Raw genomic sequence first — 19,785 nt, 5'->3', positions numbered from 1 at the left:
GAACGCCTTCTGCGCAAGGCATTTCAGGGGGATTTCAGGAGGAAAGCGGACGTGCCGCCGCATCGTGAAGCGAGAACTCCGGCGCCCGGCCCGGGGTCGCTGACGTGGCGCTACTTCGCGCAATGGCCACTGGGCGCGCTGCTCGCGCTGTGGGCCGGATCCATGCAGAACATGCACCCGGGCCTCGGCGCGGGTGTCGAACAGCACTCGGACTTCTTCAACGAGCGCTGGCAGCGCCTGTTCCGCTCGCTCTACCCCATCTACGGAGTCGTGTACGACGGCGACCGCGCCGCCGCCACGGCCCGGGAAGTGCGCGACTACCACGCCGGGATCATGGGCGTGGACGCGCGGGGGCGGCCGTACCACGCGCTGGACCCGGACACCTACTTCTGGGCGCACGCGACGTTCTTCGAGGGCATGATCGTGGCGCAGGGCCTGTTCGGCGACCGGCTGACCGACGCCGAGAAGGAGCAGTTGTACCGCGAAAGCACCGGCTGGTACGCGCTGTACGGCGTCGGCATGCGCCCCGTGCCGCCGGACTACGCCGCGTTCCGCGCGTACTGGGACCGCATGTGCACCGAGGTTCTGGAGGACACCCCCGCGGCCCGGCAGGTGCTGGACGTCGAGGGCCTGGCCAAGCCGCCGGCGGCCGGACTGCCGGACGCAGTATGGCGCGTCGTGCGGCGCCCGATCGGCAGGGCGAACGTGTGGCTGACCGTCGGGATGTACCACCCGGCCGTGCGCGAACGCCTGGGCTACCGCTGGACGGCACGCGATGAGAGGCGCTTCCGCAGGGTGTGCGCGGCGGTGCGCCGGGTGTGGGCGCTCGTTCCGGAGAGCCGCCGCTACCACCCGCGGGCGCGTGCCGCGCTTTCCGGCAGGCCCCCGGTGCCGGCCCCGGCACGCTTCGCCAAGCGGCGGCGCTGACTCGCCCGGGGACACCGCGGCCCGGCCGACCCGGTCGGGACACGTGCGGGCGGGCGGTGCCGTCAGGCGGTCGCGGAGCCGGTGACCATCGGTGCGAGGAACCGCCGGGCGAACTCCCGGGCCTGTGCCTCGTCGTCGACCGGCACGATGCTCTGCGGAGTGAGCAGGAACGACACCGTCAGGCGGACGAAGATCTCCGCCACCTGCACGCCCTCGTCGGCGTCGACCGCGGTGGCGTCCCGCGCGCGCCCGAACGACGCCGCCAGGTAGTCGCGGATGACGCCCAGGATCGGGCCGCCGCGCGTCGTCAGGAACGGCAGCGCGGTCTCCGGCTCCAACTGGATCAGCCGCCCGATCAACGCCGTGCGCGCGTCCCGGAGCGCGACCACGAAGCCCGCGACGATGCGCTCCTCCATCGTCGGCAGCGCCGACACCTCCGCGTCGAATGCGGCGAGGAAGCGCCGGCATTCGCGCACCAGCACCGCTTCGACGAGGGTGTTCTTGCTGTCGAAGCGCCGGTAGACGGTGACCCGGCCGACCCGGGCGCGCCGCGCGACGTCCTCGACGGTGGAGCGCCGCAGGCCGAACGTGGCGAACTGGTCGCGTGCCGCGTCGAGGATGCGCTCGGTCGTCGGATCCGGTGAGTCGCCCGCCGCGAGCGCGTCGGCGAGTACGGCGGTGCGCGAGGTGTTCATCGGATCCCGATGGTACTGCGCCCCTCCGCCCGGCCTCACCCGCGTGGTTCGGGGAGCAGCGCGCAGATCCTCGGGACCAGGATCGCGGGCGCCCGCCGGGCGGGGGCGGGGATGAGGCCGGTGGTCGTGCGGATCCGCCGGGCGAACCGCGCCACCGCGGCGTGTTCCTCCGGCGTCAGGTGCAGGTCGCAGCGCTTGCGCAGGGGCTCGGGGAGGGTGGCCACCGTGGTCAGGTAGGTGATGCGCGCGGTCGGCCCGGTCATCCGCCGCCAGCGTTCGTCCGGGAGGCGGCGCAGTGCCTTCGGCTTGGCCGGGTGGCGGAGGTTGGCCAGGAACTCGCGCAGTGCCCTGGTGTTCTCCAGGGTGTTGTCCACCATGTCGGCGTAGTAGACGAGGAATTCCGGCCACGTCGAGGGCATGTCCTGGGCGCGGACGCCGAGAAGGCGGCCGATGCGGATGCTGTCCGCGTAGTAGGCGTCCAGTTCGGTGCGCCTCATCGGACGGCCGAACATGGCGTGCGCGTCGGCGACCGCCTTGACGAGGGTCAGGTGCACCCAGGCGTACGCCTTCGGGTCCAACGCGTGGTACTTCCGCCCGTGTTCGTCGGTGCCCCGGAAGCGGCGGTGCAGCGTGCGGAGGCGTTCGGCCTCGACGGCGGCGCGGACCGGGCCGCCGTACACGACAGTGGTGATGGAGCGGTACGTGCGGTTGAAGCGGCCGTACGGGTCGCTCTGGTAGTCGGAGTGGTCGACGACCCCGGCGCCGACGACCGGATGCGCGATCTGCATCGCCAACACGTGGGGCGTGAGCCCGAGGCCGCGTACGTCGCCGAAGCGCCGCCACATCTCGGACCCGCGGCCGGCGGCGGCTTCCCGCATGGCCACCAACTCCCTTGGTAGGCGCGCGTCCTGACGGACCTTCGCGTGCACGCTTTCATCGTCGGCGGAGCGATGACACAAGTCAACGACAAATGTATCTTTGTACGGCCGACGGCGAGCAGGGGGCGATCATGACGCGCACGATCACCGGCGAACAACAGGCATTCGTCGACGCCATACGGGACTTCGTCCGACGCGAGTGCGGATCCCGCGAACGCAGGCTCGAACTGACCGACGGGGGAGCGCGCACCCACAGCGACGCGCTGTACCGCAAGATGGCCGGGCTCGGATGGCTCGGGGTCGGGCTGCCGGAGGAACTCGGCGGCGCCGGCGGGGGCATGGTCGACGCCTGCCTGTTCCTGGAGGAGACGGCGTACGGCATGGCGCCGATCGGCGGCCACGGGCCCTCCCGCATCACGGCCGGCGTCTACCAGCGGTTCGGCAGCGAGGCGCAGCGCGAGGCGGTGCTCAAACGCTACTGCGACGGAGCCGTGCTCTCGATCTCGATGTCCGAACCCGGCGCGGGCTCCGACGTGGGCGCAGTGACCTGCCGCGCCGAACGCACCGCCGACGGGTGGCGAATCAACGGGCAGAAGACCTGGTGCTCCAACGCGCACTTCGCGGACTCGATCCTCTTGATCGCCCGGACCGCGAGCGGCGGCGACAAGCACGAGGGCCTGACGATGTTTCACGTCCCGGCGGGCGTACCGGGCTTGGCGATCCACGGCATCGAGACCATGGGCGGCAGCGAGGTCAACGACCTGTTCTTCACCGACGTCGAACTCCCGGCGGACGCCGTTGTCGGCCAGGTCGACCACGCATGGCGCCAGCTCATGGGCGGCCTCAACACCGAACGCCTCATCCTGGCCGCGATGATGCTCGGCACCGCGCGGCGCGCCTTCGACGACACGCTCGGGTACGTACGCCAGCGCGAGCAGTTCGGCCGTCCCATCGGCAGCTTCCAGGCCCTTGCCCATCGCATCGCCGACCTGGCCACCGAACTGGAGTGCTGTGAGCTGCTCGTGTACTCCGTCGCCGCGAAGGTCGACGGCGACCCCGCACGACTGCTCCCGCGCGAGGCGTCCATGGTCAAGCTCAAGGTGACCGAGACGGCCAAGCGCGTCGCCCTGGAGGGCATGCAGATGATGGGCGGCTACGGCTACGCGACCGAGTACGACATGGAGCGGCACGTCCGGGCGACGGTCGTGTCCACCATCTACGGCGGCACGAGCGAGATCCAGCGGGAGATCATCGCGAAGACGTACGGCCTCTGACCGGGAGGGGGGTGCGGGACGGCCCCGCTCCCGAGACCGCCCCGCTCGCAGGGCCGCCCCGTCCCGAGACATCGCTCGTTCGCGAGACCGCCCCGCGCTTGAGACCGCGGGCTGCGTCGGCCGCGCTTTTTCGGCGAAGCTCGCGCTAAGTGGACATCCGCATGCGCGTGTGCCGCTGCCGCGCAGCGCGCGGGTTGCAGAATCGGTCCCGGGCCACCACCCCGGACCGTCCACATCACTCACCCGCTGCGAGGCGCCCGCATGACCGACGACGTCTACTACTGGCAGTCCGCTCGACGGCTGTGGCACCAGCTCGAACCGGTCTTCGCGCCGTTCTTCTACGCTCCCGAGGTGTTCGAGGAGGCGGCCGCGCTGGGGTACGCCACCGAGACCCGCTGGCCGGCGTACTTCCCGTTCCGTGCCGCCCCCCTCGGTGCCGCAGGCCCCCGCCTGGTCACCGCGGCCTTCTACAGCTTCAGCCCCGCGATGGTGGCCGAGCACGTCGAGCCGGCATGGCGGATCGCCGAGCCCGCGCAGGTTCTGGCGGCCCGGCTGCGCGGCGTCGACCGGATGTACCGGACGCTGATGGCCGACCAGTTGGGCACCCCCGGGCTGGCGGAGGCCGCCGCACTGGTACGCCGCGCCGCGGAGTCCGCCGACACGGTCGGCCGTCCCCTCGCCGCCGCGACCGCCGACCTGCCCTGGCCCGACGAGCCGCACCTCGTCCTGTGGCAGGCCATCTCGCTGCTGCGCGAGCACCGGGGCGACGGCCACATCGCCGCCCTCGTCGACAACGACCTGGACGGCTGCGAGGCGCTGGTGTCCTTCGCGGCGATCGGCGCCGCGCCGGTCGAGACGTTCGAAAGCCGCCAGTGGAGTCCCGAGGAGTGGCAGGCCGCGGCCGAGCGGCTGCGGGCGCGGGGACTCGTGGACGCCGACGGCTCGGCCACCGACACGGGCCGGGACCTGCGCGACCGGATCGAGCGCCGCACCGACGAACTCGCCTCCGCGCCTTGGCGGGTCCTGACCCCGGCCGACATCGACCGGCTCGTCGAGCTCAACGTCCCGTTTCTGACCGCCGCGATCCTCTCGGGCCTGCTGCCCGGCACCAACACCCTGGGCATCGCCAACGTGAAGGCGCCGGTCTGGTAGCGGATCGGGCCCGGAGGTGCCGCCCGTCCATTCCCTGACTAGAGTCAGAGAATGGACGGCGAGCAGATCGAGCAGGTGAGGCGGTTCAACCGCACGGTCACCGAGCGCGTGGGCGTATTGCACGACGAATACCTGGGCCGCGGCCGGCCGATCGGCGAGGCCCGGCTGCTGTGGGAGGTCGGCGAGGACGGACAGGACGTACGCAGGCTGCGCGAACGACTCGGCCTCGACTCGGGCTACGTCAGCCGCCTGCTGCGCTCACTGGAGGCGGACGGCCTCGTGACGGTGGCGCCGCAGCCGCAGGACCGGCGCGTACGCACCGTCCGCCTCACCGACGCCGGCCGGGCCGAGCGCGCCGCGCTGGACGACCGCAGCGACGCGCTCGCCGGCTCGCTGCTCCAGCCGCTCAACCCCGCCCAGCGCGCCCGGCTGGTCGCCGCAATGGCCGAGGTCGACCGGCTGCTGACCGCCGCGACCGTGACGCTGGACGACGTCGACCCGGACCACCCGGACGCCCGCTACTGCCTCGGCCGGTACTTCGCCGAACTGGCAGAGCGCTTCGACAGCGGCTTCGACCCGGGGCGGAGCCTGCTCCCCGACGCCGGCGAACTCCGCCCGCCCAAAGGCACCTTCGTGATTGCCCGGCTGCGCGGGGAGGCGGTCGGCTGCGCCGGACTCAAACTGCCCGCGGACGCCCCGGCCGAGATCAAGCGCATGTGGGTCGCCCCGCAGGCACGAGGCCTGGGCGTCGGCCGCAGGTTCCTCGCCGAGTTGGAGACGCGCGCCGCCCGCGAGGGCCGCGACGTACTGCGCCTGGACACCAACAAGACGCTCACCGCCGCGATCGGCCTCTACCGGTCGTTCGGCTTCGCGGAAGTCCCGGCCTTCAACGACGAGCCGTACGCGCACCACTGGTTCGAGAAGACCGTCACGCCACTGCCCCCGTCGACCGCGTGAAGGGCCCACCCCCCGCCCGCTCCAGTACGAGCAAGTCGCAGTCCTCCCCGACTGGTTGCGCGCCCTCGTCGTCAGCCAGATCCGCGTCGAGAGCCGCGAACCCGGCCCGCGTCTCCTCGGCGGTCATGTGCTCGAACGTCGAGTACGGCCGCAGGCGGAGGCGTTCGGCGTACGCCGCGAGGTTCGGCGCGACGCACTGCCGCAGCCGCTCCAGCACCACGCGCCGCAGCCCCGCCGCACCGAACTCCGCCGTCACGTCGCCGAGCGCCGGGAACACCTCCTGCTCGATCGCCCGCGCCCCGGGAAACCAGCCGTGCCAAGGCAGTTCGGGCATACGGTCGCGGAACGCGCCGCGCAGCAGCACGCGGCCACCGGGCCGCAGCACCCGGGCGATCTCCGCCACCGCCGCCACCCGGTCCACCACGTGGTGCCACACCAGATAGAGCAGCACCAGATCGCACGACGCGTCCGGCAGCGGAAGCCCCTCGGCGCTTCCGGCGAGGTACGTGACATCGGGGTGCGTCGCGTCCGCCTCCGCCGCCGCGCGCATCCGATCGTGCGGTTCGACGCCGAACACCGGGCCGCCGAAGCGCTCCGCGAGCACCGGGGAGAAGCGGCCGGTGCCCGAACCGAGGTCGAGGACCGCGAGCGGCCGGGCGGGTGGGGCGTGCCGCGCGAACGCGTCGGCCCACATCGCCACGGTGTCGGTCAGCAGCGCCCTGCCCGCCGCATAGACCGCGTACTGCCGTTGGTCGAAATTCACACGTGGACGCACAAGTGTCCCCTCCACCGACAACCTCGCCGAGTCCACCGACTCCACCGACTCCACCGACTCCACCGACTCCACCGACTCTGCCTACCCGACCGACTCCACCTACCCGTCCGACTCCCGACTCCGGCGCGTGCACCGAGTTCCGCGGGCGCACCGAAGTCCGGCCGACGGCGCCTTGACCTGGAGCGCACTCCAGGTTTTAGCGTCACGTGGATGCACAAGACACAGCAACGGCGGCTCGGCTCGGGATTCGGGCCGCGCAGCACCGCAGACGACGTACTGGACGGAATCGACCTCGCCGGGACGACCGCACTCGTGACAGGCGGCTACTCGGGCCTGGGACTGGCGACGACGCGAGCACTGGTACGCGCCGGGGCCGACGTCATCGTGCCGGCGCGCCGGCCGGAGCAGGCCGCGGAGGCGTTGCGTGACCTGCCGCAGGTGCGCGTGGCCACACTCGAACTGTCCGACCTCGTCTCGGTGCGGGCATTCGCCGAGGACGTGCTCGACACCGGCGTCCGACTGGGCATCGTGGTCTGCGGCGCGGGGGTGATGGCGTGCCCGGAGACCCGGGTCGGCCCCGGCTGGGAGGCCCACTTCGCGGTCAACCACCTCGGGCACTACGCCCTCGTGAACCGCCTGCGCCCGGCGCTGTCGCCGGAGCGCGCGCGGGTGGTCGCGGTCGCGTCGTCCGGGCACTTCCTGTCGGACATCCGCTGGCACGACCCGCACTTCCGCGACGAGCCGTACGACCCATGGCTCGCGTACGCGCAGTCGAAGACCGCCAACGCCCTCTTCGCCCTGCACCTCGACACCCTGGGCGCGGCCGCCGGGATCCACGCGCACGCGGTTCATCCAGGCAGCATCCTCACGCCGCTGCAACGCCACGTCCCACGGGGGGAGCAGGTGGCCCAGGGCTGGATCACCGCCGACGGGACCACGCCGGCCGGCTTCAAGTCGCCGGAGCAGGGCGCCGCGACCGCACTCTGGGCCGCGACGTCGCCGTTGCTGGACGGCTACGGCGGCGCGTACTGCCAGGACTGCGATGTCGCCGAGCCCGCGGAGACCGAGGACATGTTGGTCGGGGGCGTGAAGCCGTGGGCGGTGGACCGCGACGCCGCCGCGCGGCTGTGGACGCTGTCGGCCGAGCTCACGGGCGTGGACTCGTTCGGCTGATCTCCGGGGCCGACAGGGCCGTGTCGCGGCGGTCGGCGCACGTCGGACGCCTAGCGTGCCCCGCATGGGTGTCGACCGACGGAGTCCGATCAACCGGCGGAGTCTGATCAAGGGTGTCGCGGCGGCGGCCGCCGGAGTTGTCGCGTCCGGGTGCGGAGCGGGTGACGACACGGCCCGGGGCGGGAAGGCCCCGGGCGACCCTCTCTCGGCGTCGGGTGCGCCGGAACCCGGGCGCTCGGCGGCGGCCCCGCACCCCGGTGCCGCGTCGGTCCCACCGGGCTCGGCGCCGCCCGCTGCGGGCGCCCTGCCCGCCCCGGTCGCGCTGCCCGCCGAAGTCGCCCGGGCCGGCACCGGGCGGCCGGAGGTGGCGCTCACGTTCCACGGGCAGGGCGAGCCGGCCGGGGTGGAACGCCTGCTCGCGGTCGTCGAACGGGCCCGGGTCGGGGTCACCGTGCTCGCGGTGGGCACGTGGCTCGGCGAGTACCCGGCGATGGCCGGCCGGGTCCTCGCGGGCGGGCACGAGCTGGGCAACCACAGTGAGAACCACCTCGACATGCTGTCGATGGACGCCGAGACCGCGTACCGCGAGATTGCCGCCTGCGCCGCCCGGCTGACCGCCCTGACCGGCTCGCACGGGCGCTGGTTCCGGCCATCGCAGACGCAGTACGCCAACGCCGTCGTGAAGGCGCAGGCCGCCCGCGCCGGGTATCCCACGTGTCTCGCGTACAGCCTCGACTCGCGCGACCACACCGAGCCGGGCTCGGCGGCCGTGGTGCGCAACGTGCTCGACAAGGTGGCCCCGGGCGATGTGGTCAGCCTGCATTTCGGGCACGACGGCACGACCGCCGCACTGCCCGCGATCCTGGACGGACTGCGCGTACGGGGCCTGCGTCCCGTCACAGCGAGCGCGTTGTTCGCCCCCGCGGCGGCCTGAGGCGCGTCACTCCCGTCACTCCCACGGCTGCGTCCCTCCCGTCGCTGCGTCGATCGCACGCCTGCGTCACTCCCACGGCTGCGCAACGCGCGCGCCCAGCGGAACCGGGCCGTTCACTGTAGGTAGTCGTCCGTGAGCCGAGTTGAAGGGACGCATGCCCTCGGCAGGGGGCTGCCGGACTTAGGGCCATTTCGTCACCCTGTCCGTCAAGAGGCACTTTGACAGGAGGATTGAGCGTCAAAGCAACTTGAAACCGAAGAATCTTCGGCTTTATAATTCCTTAACGAGAACTATCGTCCTGCCTACGAGGGGTGTCATGGTCACAGCAACAACCGTCCGGCCCGCCCCGACGGGATCCGCGGCGACACACTCCGCATGGCCGCGTCTGAAGGCGGCGGTCGCCGAACTGCGCCCGATGCAGTCCGCCGACGGCTCGATCGACGGATCCGCGCAGGACCTGGGCCGCGCCCGCGACCTGACGGCGGAGATCACCGGCGCCGTCGCCGAGCTGTCCGCGCTGCTGCCGCACGACGCCGCGTACCTCGACGCGGTCGTGCGCGACTTCGGGCGCTGGGCCGACGGCGGCTTCGCGGTGCCCGACTTCCTCGACGCGCTGCTCGCCTTCCGGCCGGAGCTGGACCGGCACGACGGCCTGGAGCACCTCGTCGTGTTCCCCATGTACACGCAGAACGGCAACCCCGACCGCAACATCGAGGCCGTCCTCGTCCGCGTCGTGTGGCCGGAATGGCTCGCCGAGCTGGAGTCCGCGCAGTACGACAACCCGATGTTCGTGCCGATCGCGTTCGTCGACTTCACCGACGGCTACGACACCGACTCGGCGGTGCTGTTCCCCGAGACCGTCGCCATGCGCGAGGTGCCGCGCTTCACGTGGGGCGGGATCTTCTGCGACCGCGAGGCCGCCCGCTTCCGCCGCGTGACCCGCGCCGCCGCCGACAGCCTCGGTGTCGACCTGCCCGAGGACGCCGCCGAGCTGGTCGCCGACCAGGGGCTCGCGCAGGACGCGTTCGTGCTGTGGGACCTCATCCACGACCGCACGCACAGCCGCGGTCACCTGCCGTTCGACCCCTTCATGATCAAGCAGCGCATGCCGTTCTGGATGTACGCGCTGGAGGAACTGCGCTGCGACCTCACCGCCTTCCGCGAGGCGGTCGCGCTGGAGCGCCACGGCGTCACCGCGGCCCGCCACGTGCAGTACGCGGTGCTGTTCGACCGCCTGTTCCGCTTCCCCGTCACAGGCGGGCGCGTACGCAACTACGACGGCCTCGGCGGGCAACTGCTGTTCGCCTACCTGCACCGCGCCGGCGTCGTCGAATGGCACGACGGCAAGCTGACCATCGACTGGGACGAGGTCACCGCCGCCGTGATCGCCCTCGGCGACGAGGTGGACGAGCTGTACCGGCGCGGCGTGGACCGCTCGCGCGTCGCGCACTGGATGGCCGCGTACGAGCTGGTGACGGCGTACGTGCCGGCGCACCCGGGATCCACCTGGGCCAAGGGGCCCGACGCGCTGCCGCTCGACGGCCCGCCCAAACACCTGGTGGATGCCGTCCTGCCGGACGAGTTCCCGCTCAGCATGTTCTACGAGGGCCTGCGCCGCAGGCTCGCCGACGTCATCGCATCCACTCGGGGCATTGTGGGAGGTACCGACCGATGACCCCCGACGGATTCCGACTGCTGCCCGAGGGCTCCGTCATCGCGGTGGCCGGCGCCGGCGGACCGGCCGGGCAGGCGGTCGTACGCCGGCTCGCGCGGGCCGGCGCGATCGTCGAGGCTGCCGACGCCGCCCAGGACCGCCTGGACGAGACCGTCGCCCTCGCACCGCGCGGCCGCGCGCACGGCACGATCGTCGACCTGACCGACGGCGCCGCGACGCGCGCCTGGGCCGACGAGATCGAGGACCGCCACGGTCGCGTCGACGGCCTGGTGCACCTCGTGGGCGGTTGGCGCGGCGGCAAGGAGTTCGGCGACAACACGATCGAGGACTGGGAGTTCCTGCACAAGCTCCTTGTCCGCACCGTGCAGAACACCTCGCTGGCGTTCCACGACGCCCTCGCGCGCGCACCGCACGGCCGGTTCGTGCTGGTCTCCGCGACCGCCGCCGCCAAGCCCACGGCAGGCAACGCGGGGTACGCCGCCGCGAAGTCCGCCGCCGAGACCTGGACCCTTGCGATGGCCGACTCGTTCCGTAGGCTGCGCAGGGACCGGGCCGCCGAACGGCCCGGGAGCGACAGGGCGACGACAGGCGGGGCGACGGGCGGGGCATCGGGCGGGGCGACGACGGGTGGTGCCGCGGAGGCTGTCGGCGCGGACGTCAGCGGCGCAGGGGCCGGGCGCGTGGCAGTCGGTGCCGAGCCCTTCGACGGCGCCGAGCCCATGGACGGCCCGGCTGCGGCGATCCTGGTCGTGAAGGCCCTCGTGTGGCCCCTGTTGCGGGCCGAACGCCCCGACGCGAAGTTCCCCGGCTACACCGACGTGGCCGACCTTGCCGAAGAAATCGCCGCCCTGTGGGACCGGCCCACCGACGACGTGAACGGACAGCGCTTGTGCCTGACGCAGTAACCCCCGGTCGCCCCGACTCCGACTCCGACCCCGGCGACATGGTCGAGACGGTCGAGAACCAGGCCGTCTCCGGCTCGGCCCGGAACGCGGCCGGGCTCGGGCCCACCGACGCAGAGCGCCGCCACGACCCCGCCGCGCGCGGCTTCGCGAGCGACAACTACGCGGGCGTGCACCCGGAGATCCTCGCCGCCGTCGCCCTCGCCAACGGCGGCCACCAGGTCGCGTACGGCGAGGACGCGTACACCGCCCACCTCCAGGAGGTCTTCCGGGCGCACTTCGGGCCGTCCGCCCAGGCGTACCCGGTCTTCAACGGCACCGGGGCCAACGTTGTCGCGCTGCAGGCGGTCACCACCCGCTGGGAGTCGGTGATCTGCGCCGAGAGCGCGCACATCCACGTCGACGAGTGCGGCGCTCCGGAGAAGCTCGCCGGCCTCAAGCTCCTGACGGTGCCCACCGAGGACGGCCGCCTGACGCCCGAGCTGATCGACCGTCAGGCGTGGGGCTGGGGCGACCAGCACCGGGCGCAGCCGCGCGTGGTGTCCATCGCCGAGAGCACCGAACTGGGCACCGTCTACTCGCCCGAGGAGATCGCGGAGATCTGCCGCCACGCGCACGACCAGGGCATGCTCGTGCACCTCGACGGCGCGCGGCTGGCCAACGCGGCGGCGTCGCTGGGCGTGCCGCTGCGCGCGCTGAGCACCGACGCGGGCGTGGACATCATGTCGTTCGGCGGGACGAAGAACGGCCTGATGTTCGGCGAGGCCGTCGTCGTGCTCAACCCCGACGCGGTCCGCGGCCTCGACTACCTGCGCAAGCTCTCGATGCAGCTCGCGTCGAAGATGCGGTTCGTCTCCGTGCAGTTCGAGGCGCTGCTCGCGGGCGACCTGTGGCTGCGCAACGCCTCGCACGCCAACGCGATGGCCGCGCGCCTCGCCGACGCGGTCCGCGACATCCCGGGCGTGGCGCTCACCCGCCCGGTGCGCTCGAACGCGGTCTTCGCCGTGCTCCCCGCCGAGGCCACCGAGCGCCTGCAGAAGCGCTTCCGCTTCTACACGTGGGACGAGTCCACCGGCGAGGTGCGCTGGATGACCGCGTTCGACACCACCGAGGCCGACATCGACACCTTCGCCGCAGCCGTACGCGAAGAACTGACCGAGTAGCCCGAGCGGGGGAGCGGGGAAGGGACGAACGCGCTACGGCCGAGCGGGAACCAGGGAGCAGGGAAGCGTTCCCGGGGGCGGGAGCCGGTTCGCGGCCGCTCAACATGCGGTCCGAGCGCGTCGGCGAGGGTCGTTGCCGAGCGGCGCGGCCCACCGGCCGCGCCGCTCGCCGGGCCCAGCTCACCACCCACCTGCGCCCACTAAGTAGAGCAAGTCGTGACCTGTCGTGTGGCTGTGCGGTGTGGCTCCTTGTTCCGCCAACGATCGGCGGAACTCGATCGTCACGGGCTCACCCTTGCGGGGCCGGCAGACCGCGGCCCGGTCGAACATGCGCTCGGCCGGGCCGCGGGTGCCGCCTGTCGCACCCTGCCCGCCTCACACCGCCCGCCGCCTCACGTACACGTCGGCGTCGCCCGGCCGCCTCGCCCGGCCCGGCCGCGTCGCCCGGCCGCCTCGCCCGGCCCGGCCGCGTCGCCCGGCCGCGTCGCCCGGCCCGGCCGCGTCGCCCGGCCGCCACGCCCGGCCGCCCGCTCCTCGCCGCCTTATCCCGTCAGTGTCAGTTCGATCCCCAGGGTTCCGGACCGACCGCGCCGCAGGACGCTCGCCTGCACGGTCAGCCAGCCGGTCACGCCGTACTTCTTCTTGATCAGGGCGCGCACCTTGTCGCTCGCCTCCAAGTCGTCCAGAACGCGCCCGGTCCCGGCAATCCCGGGGCCCAGGGGCGCGCCCTTGAACGTGCACTCGGCCAGCTCGACACGCGGGTCCCGGCGCAGCCGTCGCACTTTGGCCGTGGCCCCGGCTGTCCAGACCACCAGGGTCCCCTCGTCCCGTGCCACCCATACGGGTGTGGGCACGGGGCTGCCATCCTTGCGGTAGGTCGTCAGGAGCAGATACTTCGCCGCACCGAGCCGCGCCAACTCGCGCTCGGTCTCCGCAGGGTCGAAAGCCATGGCCGAACCATACGCCGTACGCTCGGTTCATGGACCCTTCGGTGATCTACAAACTGCTGTCCACCCCGGAGTGGGAAAGTGCCGAAGCCGCTGGGGTGTTCGCCGGATCCGACGTCGACCGCCGCGACGGGTACATCCACTTCTCGACGGCCGCCCAGGTCGGCGAGACGGCGCGCCGCCACTTCGCGGGACGCACCGGGCTCACCCTGCTTGCCGTCGACACGAACCGCCTCGGCGACGCGCTGCGCTGGGAACCCTCGCGCGGCGGTGACCTGTTCCCGCACTTGTACGGCGACCTCCCCGCCGACGCCGTCACCAGGGTGGCCGAACTCCCCGACCTGGTGCCGGCGGACGACGCCGAAGCCGCGGACCGCGAGAGCCCCGGCGACGCGGTGGCCCGGGCCGTGGCCGAAGCGCTCTCCCGCCTCTGACGCGCCGTCACCCCTTCTCCGCCTGCCGTCCTTCGCCCGCTTGGCGCCCCCGCGGCGTCCGGCGTTAGGCCGCCCGAGTGTGTCGGCGACGTACGCCGTTTCGGGAGCGCCACTCCGTGGCAGGCCAATGGCCATGAAGCCGGCTACCAGCAACAGCAGCAGAGGGGCTTGACCGTGCCCCGGGGCGACGTCGACTCGCTTGTCACCGAGGCGATGACGCATGTGGGCACGCGGTGTCCGCGCGTCGAGCCGCATCCCGAGGGCGGGACCGTGGCGGACGAGACGCGCGCGTGGGCACAGCGCATGGGCCTGCACGCCTTGGGTGAAGGCGGCGAGGTGGACCGTACGCACCCCGCCGTCCCCGTCGCGGAGGTGATGCGCGACGCGCCCATCGGAGTGCTGCGCGTCGGAGCGCTGTTCGCGACCTGGCTCGCGGTACTCGCCGACCGCGCGGAGACCGTCGGCTGGGACGCGGACTACTGCGCGTCCCTGGTGTCCGTGCTGAAGGACGGCTACACGACCGGGGCAGACGCGCTGCACCTCGCTCTCACCGACATCTACGAGCGCATCGTGGCGGCCGACGGTGCCGGGCTGCTGCCCGAACTCGCCGACGCGCTGGCCCGGCACACCGTGGCAGCCTGCCGTGAGCAGCAGTGGCTGGCCGCCGACACGTCGCCGGGCCTTGCCGAGTTCCTGGACAACCGCGTCGACCGGACCGCCGTCCCGATGCTCACCGTGCTGCACCGCCTCGACCCCGCCCTCGGCGGTCCCGGCGGCCCGATCGCGGAAGGCGTACCGCCGCTCGACGAACTGGCCGGCCTGCTGGTCGGCGTCGACGAGGACCTCGCCGGCTACCCGCGTGCCATCGAGACCGGTGCGCGCCTCTCTCTCGTACCGGTCCTCATGCGCGAGTACGGCCACTCCGTACCCACCGCGTTCCAGAGCGCGACCGTCCTGTTCGGTGCCTGGCGCACCCAACTCGACCACGGCGTACGCGAGTTGCACCGGATTCTCGGCGTGGCCCCGGCCACCCTGCGGCAGGCGGAGGCGGCGGCCGAGTGGGTCGGCGCGCTGCACCGCCGCAACGCCGCCCGCCACGACGCCCTGGCCGCGTCACATATCACGGCACGAACCGTGCCAGTCGGCTGAAGCCAGTACCGCCCCAGGCCCCGCCCCGACAAACCGTCCGCAACCGCACAACCAAGCCCCTTGCCGGAAGCGTCATACGCAGTACGCAGGCGTATGTCCTTCTTTGGGGGCCTTCATGGACGCAAAGCCCGCCGATATATCCGCCGCACGAGCCGTAAGACCTGTAAGAGCCGTCTGGCCCGTAAGGGCCGTAAGACCTGTAAGAGCCGTCCTCACCGTCCTGCTCGCCGCGCTCCTCGCCATACCCCTTGTCGTCCTCAGGGGCGGCGGCACCGCGTCGGCGGCGCCCGCGCTGCCGGTCGGCTTCCAACTGCGCGACATGCCCACCGGGCAATCCGAGCTGCTGACCGACTTCGCGTGGACGCCGGACGGCGGCTACTTCACGACCGGCAAGAACGGCCGGGTCGCCTGGGTGTCCTCGGCGGGCGCCGCCCGCACCGTCGCCCAACTGCCGGTCACCACCGAGCAGGACCTCGGTCTCGTCGGGCTCGCGGTCGCCCACGACTACAACACCTCGCGCACGATCTACACCTCGCGCGTCGTCACCGTCGACGGGGTCTGGCATCTGCGTCTGGAGTCATGGACAGTGACTGGGACTGGGACTGGGACCGGGACCGGGGCCGGGTCCGGAACCGGCGAGCCGAGCGGGCTCACCAACCCGCGCGTCCTCATCGACCTTGTGGCCAACGCGCACACCCACACCATCACCACGATCATCGCCGCCCCCGACGGCACGCTGTGGGTCTCCATCGGCGACAGCGCCGACTACCGCTTCGTCGACCCGCTCGCCTTCCGCGCGCAGGATCTCTCCGGCGGCTACGGCAAGTTGATCCACATGTACCCGGACGGGCGCGGCGTGCCCGACAACCCGTTCTACGACGCGGCGAACCCCACGTCGTGGCGCAGCCGGATCCACGCGTACGGCTTCCGCAGCCCCTTCCGCTTCAGCCTCGATCCCGCCACCGGAGCCCCGGTCCTCGGCGACGTCGGCTTCTTCACCTGGGAGGAGGTCAACCTGATCCGGCCCGGTTCCAATTACGGCTGGCCCTGCCGCGAGGGCAACGCACCTTCGCCCGGGTACGCCGACCTCGACGCCTGCCGCGGCGTGGGCGGCGCCAAGCCGCTGTGGACGTACGTGCACGGCCCGCAGGGCACCGCCGTCACCGGCGGGGTCGTCTACACCGGGAGCTCCTATCCCGCGGCCTACCGGGGCGCGTACTTCTTCGGCGACTACAGCTCCAACCGCCTATACACGCTCAAGTACGACGCCGCCGGCAACCTCACCCGGCCCCCCGAGGCCGGCGGCTTCGGCACCGGCATCGGCGCCCCGGTCAAGTTCGGCACCGCGGTCAACGGCGACATCGTCTACGCCGACATCGTCGGTGCCAAGCTGCGCCGGCTCGTCTACGCCCCGGGCAACCGAGCCCCTACCGCCCAGGCCACCACGACCACCGACGCCGCCACCCGCACGGTGACCTTCGACGGCGGCGGCTCGACCGACCTCGACGGCGATCCGCTCACGTACACCTGGGAGTTCGGCGACGGCACCGGTGCGACGGGGCTCCGGGTGAGCCACACGTACGCGGCTCCGGGCACCAGCCCGCTCACCGCGCGGCTGACCGTGCGCGACCCCTCGGGCGCCGCGAACACCGTGGAGGTCACCGTCGTTCCGGCGAACAACGCGCCGGTGCTGACGCTCACCACACCGCCGCCGGGCACGGTGTTCAAGGTCGGCGACCCGGTGCACCTGACCGCGAGCGCGACCGACGCCGAGAGCGGTCCGCTCGCGATCCGCTGGACCTCGACGATCCTGCACTGCAGCGGCCCGTACTGCCACGACCACGTGGGCACGTCGTTCGACGGGCCCGCATACGCGGTGCCGTTCACCGACCACGGCGACAACACGAGTCTGGTCGTCACCGCGTCCGCGACGGACGGCGACGGCGTGGTGGCCAGTACGACCTACACGGCCAAGCCCAAACTCCGCACCCTCACGATCGCGGGCACCACCCCCGCCGCGGTGACGGTCAACGCCATGGCCGTGCGGAGCGTGCCGCTGACGGTCGGGGCGCGGGTCACGGTGATAGCCCCCGAGGTCGCGGTCGACGGGGTAGCCACCTTCGCGTCGTGGGCGGACGGCGGGTCCAGGTCACGCGAGCTCGTCATGCCCGACGGCGACGTCACGCTGACCACGAACTACCTGACCCCGATCGACCGGCGGTACGCGACGGACGCCGCCTTCCGCACGCTGCTCGGCGCGCCGACGGGGCCGGAGACGGGCGACGCGGCGCTGCGCCACCGGGACTTCGCGGGCGGACGTGCGTACTGGACGCCCGCGACGGGGGTGCACGAGGTGCACGGCATGATCCTCGGCAACTACCTCGCGGGCGGCGGCGCCCCGGTGTTCGGCGCACCACTCACCGACGAGACGCGTACCCCGGACGGGGTCGGGCGCTTCAACCACTTTGCGAACGGCGCGTCGTCGTACTGGACGCCCGGCACCGGGGCGCATCTCGTCTATGGCGCGATCCGCAGCAAGTGGGCGGCGCTCGGCTGGGAGCGCGGGCCGAACGGCTACCCGACCACCGACGAGGCCACGACGCGCAGCGGAGCGGGCCGCTACAACAACTTCCAGAACGGCGCCGTCTACTGGAAGAGCTCGACCGGCGCACGCAGCGTGTACGGCGCGATCTTCACGAAGTACGGCCAGTTCGGCTGGGACGGCGGCATCCTCGGCTTCCCGACCACCGACGAGACGCCCACGGCGGACGGCCGCGGCCGCGCCAACACGTTCGAGGGCGGCGCCGTCTTGTGGTCGCCCGCGACCGGCGCGCACGAGGTGCACGGCCTGATCCGGACCCGGTGGACCGCACGCGGCGCCGAGCGTTCCTATCTCGGCTACCCGACGAGCGACGAGTACGCGGTGCCGGGCGGCCGCAGGTCGGACTTCCAGTTCGGGTACATCGTGTGGACGGCGGCGACCGGGGCGGTGGTGGACCGCCGGTACTGACAACCGCCGCGGCACTCCGGCATCAGGCACCTGACACCTGGCCCCGGCCGGGCGCGTGGCGGCAGCCGAGTGCGCCGTACGCCGCGAGCCTCCCCGCTCGCGACGTACGGCGTCGGCAATCAGCGTCGGCGCAACGACGAACGGCGCACCTGGCGAACCGCGCAAACGGCAAACGCCAAACGCCAAACGCCAAACGCCAAACGGCAAACGGCGCGGCGGCGGACGGCGCTCTGCCCCGACGGCTCAGACGGTCGTGACGACGAGTTCGCCGCTGTCGTCGAAGACCAGGTTGCATGCCTGGTCCAGCCCCAGGACCTGCATGAAGCGGCCCATCGCGAGGTACTTGCCGGCCACCAGGGTCAGGTCCGCGACCCCCGACGCGCCCAGCTGCTCGACCAGGCGTTCGATCAGGTCGTCGGCGATGCGCGCGGAGTCGGTCGCGAAGCGCTCGGCGTACTCGAGGACGAGCTTCTCCTGCGCCGAGAACAGGTCACTGGCGGCGTAGTCGCCGACCGCGGCGAGCTCCTCCTCGGTCACGCCCCAGTCCTTGTTCCGCCAGTTCAGGCACACCACGCACTCGTTGATCAGCGCGATGCGCATGCGCACCAACTCGTGCAGCCGCCGGTCCAGGGGGCTCTTGGCGACCGCCTGCTCGTACGCCCACACCACCTCGGCGAAATGCGGCGCCAGCGTGAGCGCCCGCACCACCTCGGGCGTGTCGCCGTCCGGGATCTCGATCCGTGCCATGCCGCCTCCTCGATTGGCCCCTGCTTCGCGACGGTAAGTGACGGCTCGTCAGGTTGCAAGGACGGCCCTGGGCCGGTCCGGCGGCGGCCGGACCGGCCCAGGGCGTCGAGCGCGCCCGGTGCTACACCGTCCTCGGTGGTGGCAGCCGGTCGAGGAACACTTCGAAGGCCGTCGGATGGATCTTCGTCACCCCGTTGTACGGGAAGTCCATTTCCTTGATCACCACCAGCGACACCACGATCAGCCCGCTCAGCATCAGCACCATGAGGCCGTGCGAGAAGGTGTTCGACAGCCCGAACAGGAACGTGAAGCCGATGGTCAGGGCCGCCCCCGCGATCAGCGCGATCCACAGCAGCGTGGGCACGTCCTCGTCGACCTGGTTGAGCCGCTCGCGCCGTGCGGAGGCCATGTCCTCCAGGTGGTTGACGGCGCGCTCGTACAGGATCTCCTCGCGGGGACCGCCCGGCGTGTACGACATGACGCTCTCGCGCAGGCCGTAGACCAGCTGGGTGGCCTCGGGGCTGCTCTTGTGCTCGGTCATCATCGGCCATTCCTTGTGCATGACCGTTTTTGCATAATCGAGCGTCTGCTTTTCCAGCTCCGCACCGAGTGGCAGCGGGAGTTCCCGCGCGACCCAGTACAGCCCCGCGAGCTCGTCGGCCTCCTTGAAGGTGGTCTCGCGCGCCGTCGCGTGGTTCTCCCACACCGCGATCACCACGAAGGCCAGGAGGACGGCGTACAGGACGCCGACCGCCGCGAAGATGAACCCCGCGACGTCGTTGTGCTGCTCGCGCAGCGGGTGCGGGACGAACCGCTGCACCACGTAGATGCAGCCGGCGACGCCGACCAGCGTCCCGAGGATGATGAAGAATCCGGACCAACTCATGACGGCCCCTTAGTGTGCGTGTCCCCTTGCGGGGGTTCGTGGGGTCGGAAGGGTCAGGGTCGTGCGGGGGTACGGCCGTGCGCGCGGCACGGCCGTACCCCGTCCGT

General features: G+C 72.2%; 18 protein-coding genes. 12 read left to right on the top strand and 6 right to left on the bottom strand.

Annotation, left to right across the window (positions count from 1 at the left end; translation table 11 throughout):
- Positions 1 to 51: 51 nt before the first annotated feature.
- Positions 52 to 927 carry an oxygenase MpaB family protein gene (locus AB0C36_RS03455; RefSeq protein ID WP_358348526.1) on the top strand — a complete coding sequence of 292 codons (876 nt, stop codon included), beginning with the start codon at positions 52 to 54 and terminating at the stop codon, positions 925 to 927.
- Positions 928 to 989: 62 nt separating this feature from the next.
- Here the strand turns inward: AB0C36_RS03455 and AB0C36_RS03450 are convergent, their stop codons facing one another.
- Both AB0C36_RS03450 and AB0C36_RS03445 read right to left on the bottom strand, forming a co-directional pair.
- Complete coding sequence (locus tag AB0C36_RS03450) at positions 990 to 1,622, bottom strand: TetR/AcrR family transcriptional regulator (protein ID WP_358348524.1); 633 nt, start codon at positions 1,620 to 1,622, stop codon at positions 990 to 992.
- Positions 1,623 to 1,657: 35 nt separating this feature from the next.
- The gene (locus AB0C36_RS03445; RefSeq protein ID WP_358348522.1) at positions 1,658 to 2,500 is read right to left on the bottom strand and encodes an oxygenase MpaB family protein; all 843 of its coding nucleotides are present in this window, start codon (positions 2,498 to 2,500) and stop codon (positions 1,658 to 1,660) included.
- A gap of 131 nt (positions 2,501 to 2,631) precedes the next feature.
- Between AB0C36_RS03445 and AB0C36_RS03440 the strand changes: the two genes are divergently transcribed.
- The 3 genes from AB0C36_RS03440 (at position 2,632) to AB0C36_RS03430 (ending at position 5,883) form a co-directional block, all read left to right on the top strand.
- Complete coding sequence (locus AB0C36_RS03440) at positions 2,632 to 3,774, top strand: acyl-CoA dehydrogenase family protein (RefSeq protein WP_358348519.1); 1,143 nt, start codon at positions 2,632 to 2,634, stop codon at positions 3,772 to 3,774.
- 261 nt (positions 3,775 to 4,035) lie between these two features.
- Positions 4,036 to 4,926, top strand: coding sequence for an SCO6745 family protein (locus AB0C36_RS03435; RefSeq protein ID WP_358348518.1), 891 nt, complete (start codon positions 4,036 to 4,038; stop codon positions 4,924 to 4,926).
- A 51-nt stretch (positions 4,927 to 4,977) separates the two neighbouring features.
- Complete coding sequence (locus AB0C36_RS03430) at positions 4,978 to 5,883, top strand: GNAT family N-acetyltransferase (RefSeq protein WP_358348515.1); 906 nt, start codon at positions 4,978 to 4,980, stop codon at positions 5,881 to 5,883.
- Here the strand turns inward: AB0C36_RS03430 and AB0C36_RS03425 are convergent.
- Positions 5,855 to 6,646, bottom strand: coding sequence for a class I SAM-dependent methyltransferase (locus AB0C36_RS03425; RefSeq protein WP_358348512.1), 792 nt, complete (start codon positions 6,644 to 6,646; stop codon positions 5,855 to 5,857). The two genes, AB0C36_RS03430 and AB0C36_RS03425, sit on opposite strands and share 29 nt — an antisense overlap.
- A gap of 222 nt (positions 6,647 to 6,868) precedes the next feature.
- On the opposite strand from AB0C36_RS03425, the gene AB0C36_RS03420 reads away from it, so the two are divergent.
- The 5 genes from AB0C36_RS03420 (at position 6,869) to AB0C36_RS03400 (ending at position 12,505) form a co-directional block, all read left to right on the top strand.
- Positions 6,869 to 7,831, top strand: coding sequence for an oxidoreductase (locus AB0C36_RS03420; RefSeq protein ID WP_358348509.1), 963 nt, complete (start codon positions 6,869 to 6,871; stop codon positions 7,829 to 7,831).
- Positions 7,832 to 7,895: 64 nt separating this feature from the next.
- On the top strand, positions 7,896 to 8,765 hold the full coding sequence (locus AB0C36_RS03415; protein ID WP_358348506.1) for a polysaccharide deacetylase family protein: 870 nt from the start codon (positions 7,896 to 7,898) through the stop codon (positions 8,763 to 8,765).
- A gap of 316 nt (positions 8,766 to 9,081) precedes the next feature.
- Positions 9,082 to 10,440: a DUF6421 family protein gene (locus AB0C36_RS03410; protein ID WP_358348503.1), complete on the top strand. Its 1,359-nt coding sequence runs from the start codon at positions 9,082 to 9,084 to the stop codon at positions 10,438 to 10,440.
- The gene (locus tag AB0C36_RS03405) at positions 10,437 to 11,345 is read left to right on the top strand and encodes an SDR family NAD(P)-dependent oxidoreductase (RefSeq protein ID WP_358348501.1); all 909 of its coding nucleotides are present in this window, start codon (positions 10,437 to 10,439) and stop codon (positions 11,343 to 11,345) included. The genes AB0C36_RS03410 and AB0C36_RS03405 overlap by 4 nt, the downstream gene beginning before the upstream one ends.
- 38 nt (positions 11,346 to 11,383) lie before the next feature.
- Complete coding sequence (locus AB0C36_RS03400) at positions 11,384 to 12,505, top strand: threonine aldolase family protein (RefSeq protein ID WP_358348559.1); 1,122 nt, start codon at positions 11,384 to 11,386, stop codon at positions 12,503 to 12,505.
- Positions 12,506 to 13,047: 542 nt separating this feature from the next.
- Here AB0C36_RS03400 and AB0C36_RS03395 read toward each other — a convergent pair.
- Positions 13,048 to 13,455, bottom strand: coding sequence for a PPOX class F420-dependent oxidoreductase (locus AB0C36_RS03395; protein WP_358348499.1), 408 nt, complete (start codon positions 13,453 to 13,455; stop codon positions 13,048 to 13,050).
- Positions 13,456 to 13,484: 29 nt separating this feature from the next.
- Here AB0C36_RS03395 and AB0C36_RS03390 point away from each other — a divergent pair, with 29 nt between their 5' ends.
- From AB0C36_RS03390 to AB0C36_RS03380, 3 genes are all read left to right on the top strand, one after another.
- On the top strand, positions 13,485 to 13,886 hold the full coding sequence (locus AB0C36_RS03390; RefSeq protein ID WP_358348497.1) for a DUF952 domain-containing protein: 402 nt from the start codon (positions 13,485 to 13,487) through the stop codon (positions 13,884 to 13,886).
- 174 nt (positions 13,887 to 14,060) lie between these two features.
- Positions 14,061 to 15,035 carry a terpene synthase family protein gene (locus tag AB0C36_RS03385; protein WP_358348557.1) on the top strand — a complete coding sequence of 325 codons (975 nt, stop codon included), beginning with the start codon at positions 14,061 to 14,063 and terminating at the stop codon, positions 15,033 to 15,035.
- 115 nt (positions 15,036 to 15,150) lie between these two features.
- Positions 15,151 to 18,045 carry a PQQ-dependent sugar dehydrogenase gene (locus AB0C36_RS03380; RefSeq protein ID WP_358348495.1) on the top strand — a complete coding sequence of 965 codons (2,895 nt, stop codon included), beginning with the start codon at positions 15,151 to 15,153 and terminating at the stop codon, positions 18,043 to 18,045.
- Positions 18,046 to 18,288: 243 nt separating this feature from the next.
- Here AB0C36_RS03380 and AB0C36_RS03375 read toward each other — a convergent pair whose 3' ends face one another.
- Positions 18,289 to 18,792 (bottom strand): carboxymuconolactone decarboxylase family protein, encoded by a 504-nt coding sequence (locus tag AB0C36_RS03375; RefSeq protein ID WP_358348492.1) that lies wholly within the window; start codon positions 18,790 to 18,792, stop codon positions 18,289 to 18,291.
- 121 nt (positions 18,793 to 18,913) lie between these two features.
- Positions 18,914 to 19,678 carry a bestrophin-like domain gene (locus tag AB0C36_RS03370; RefSeq protein ID WP_358348491.1) on the bottom strand — a complete coding sequence of 255 codons (765 nt, stop codon included), beginning with the start codon at positions 19,676 to 19,678 and terminating at the stop codon, positions 18,914 to 18,916.
- Positions 19,679 to 19,785 lie beyond the last annotated feature (107 nt).

Source organism: Streptodolium elevatio, from assembly GCF_040649515.1.
Lineage (GTDB): Bacteria > Actinomycetota > Actinomycetes > Streptomycetales > Streptomycetaceae > Yinghuangia > Yinghuangia elevatio.
Note: the sequence above shows the minus strand (reverse complement) of the source record. Positions and strands in the feature narration are given on the sequence as shown.

Coding starts and splice junctions, on each gene's coding strand:
- AB0C36_RS03390 (WP_358348497.1), top strand. CDS start 13,485: ATGGACCCTTCGGTGATCTACAAACTGCTGTCCACCCCGGAGTGGGAA.
- AB0C36_RS03440 (WP_358348519.1), top strand. CDS start 2,632: ATGACGCGCACGATCACCGGCGAACAACAGGCATTCGTCGACGCCATA.
- AB0C36_RS03420 (WP_358348509.1), top strand. CDS start 6,869: ATGCACAAGACACAGCAACGGCGGCTCGGCTCGGGATTCGGGCCGCGC.
- AB0C36_RS03415 (WP_358348506.1), top strand. CDS start 7,896: ATGGGTGTCGACCGACGGAGTCCGATCAACCGGCGGAGTCTGATCAAG.
- AB0C36_RS03370 (WP_358348491.1), bottom strand. CDS start 19,678: ATGAGTTGGTCCGGATTCTTCATCATCCTCGGGACGCTGGTCGGCGTC.
- AB0C36_RS03380 (WP_358348495.1), top strand. CDS start 15,151: ATGGACGCAAAGCCCGCCGATATATCCGCCGCACGAGCCGTAAGACCT.
- AB0C36_RS03400 (WP_358348559.1), top strand. CDS start 11,384: ATGGTCGAGACGGTCGAGAACCAGGCCGTCTCCGGCTCGGCCCGGAAC.
- AB0C36_RS03445 (WP_358348522.1), bottom strand. CDS start 2,500: ATGCGGGAAGCCGCCGCCGGCCGCGGGTCCGAGATGTGGCGGCGCTTC.
- AB0C36_RS03375 (WP_358348492.1), bottom strand. CDS start 18,792: ATGGCACGGATCGAGATCCCGGACGGCGACACGCCCGAGGTGGTGCGG.
- AB0C36_RS03405 (WP_358348501.1), top strand. CDS start 10,437: ATGACCCCCGACGGATTCCGACTGCTGCCCGAGGGCTCCGTCATCGCG.
- AB0C36_RS03395 (WP_358348499.1), bottom strand. CDS start 13,455: ATGGCTTTCGACCCTGCGGAGACCGAGCGCGAGTTGGCGCGGCTCGGT.
- AB0C36_RS03435 (WP_358348518.1), top strand. CDS start 4,036: ATGACCGACGACGTCTACTACTGGCAGTCCGCTCGACGGCTGTGGCAC.
- AB0C36_RS03430 (WP_358348515.1), top strand. CDS start 4,978: ATGGACGGCGAGCAGATCGAGCAGGTGAGGCGGTTCAACCGCACGGTC.
- AB0C36_RS03450 (WP_358348524.1), bottom strand. CDS start 1,622: ATGAACACCTCGCGCACCGCCGTACTCGCCGACGCGCTCGCGGCGGGC.
- AB0C36_RS03410 (WP_358348503.1), top strand. CDS start 9,082: ATGGTCACAGCAACAACCGTCCGGCCCGCCCCGACGGGATCCGCGGCG.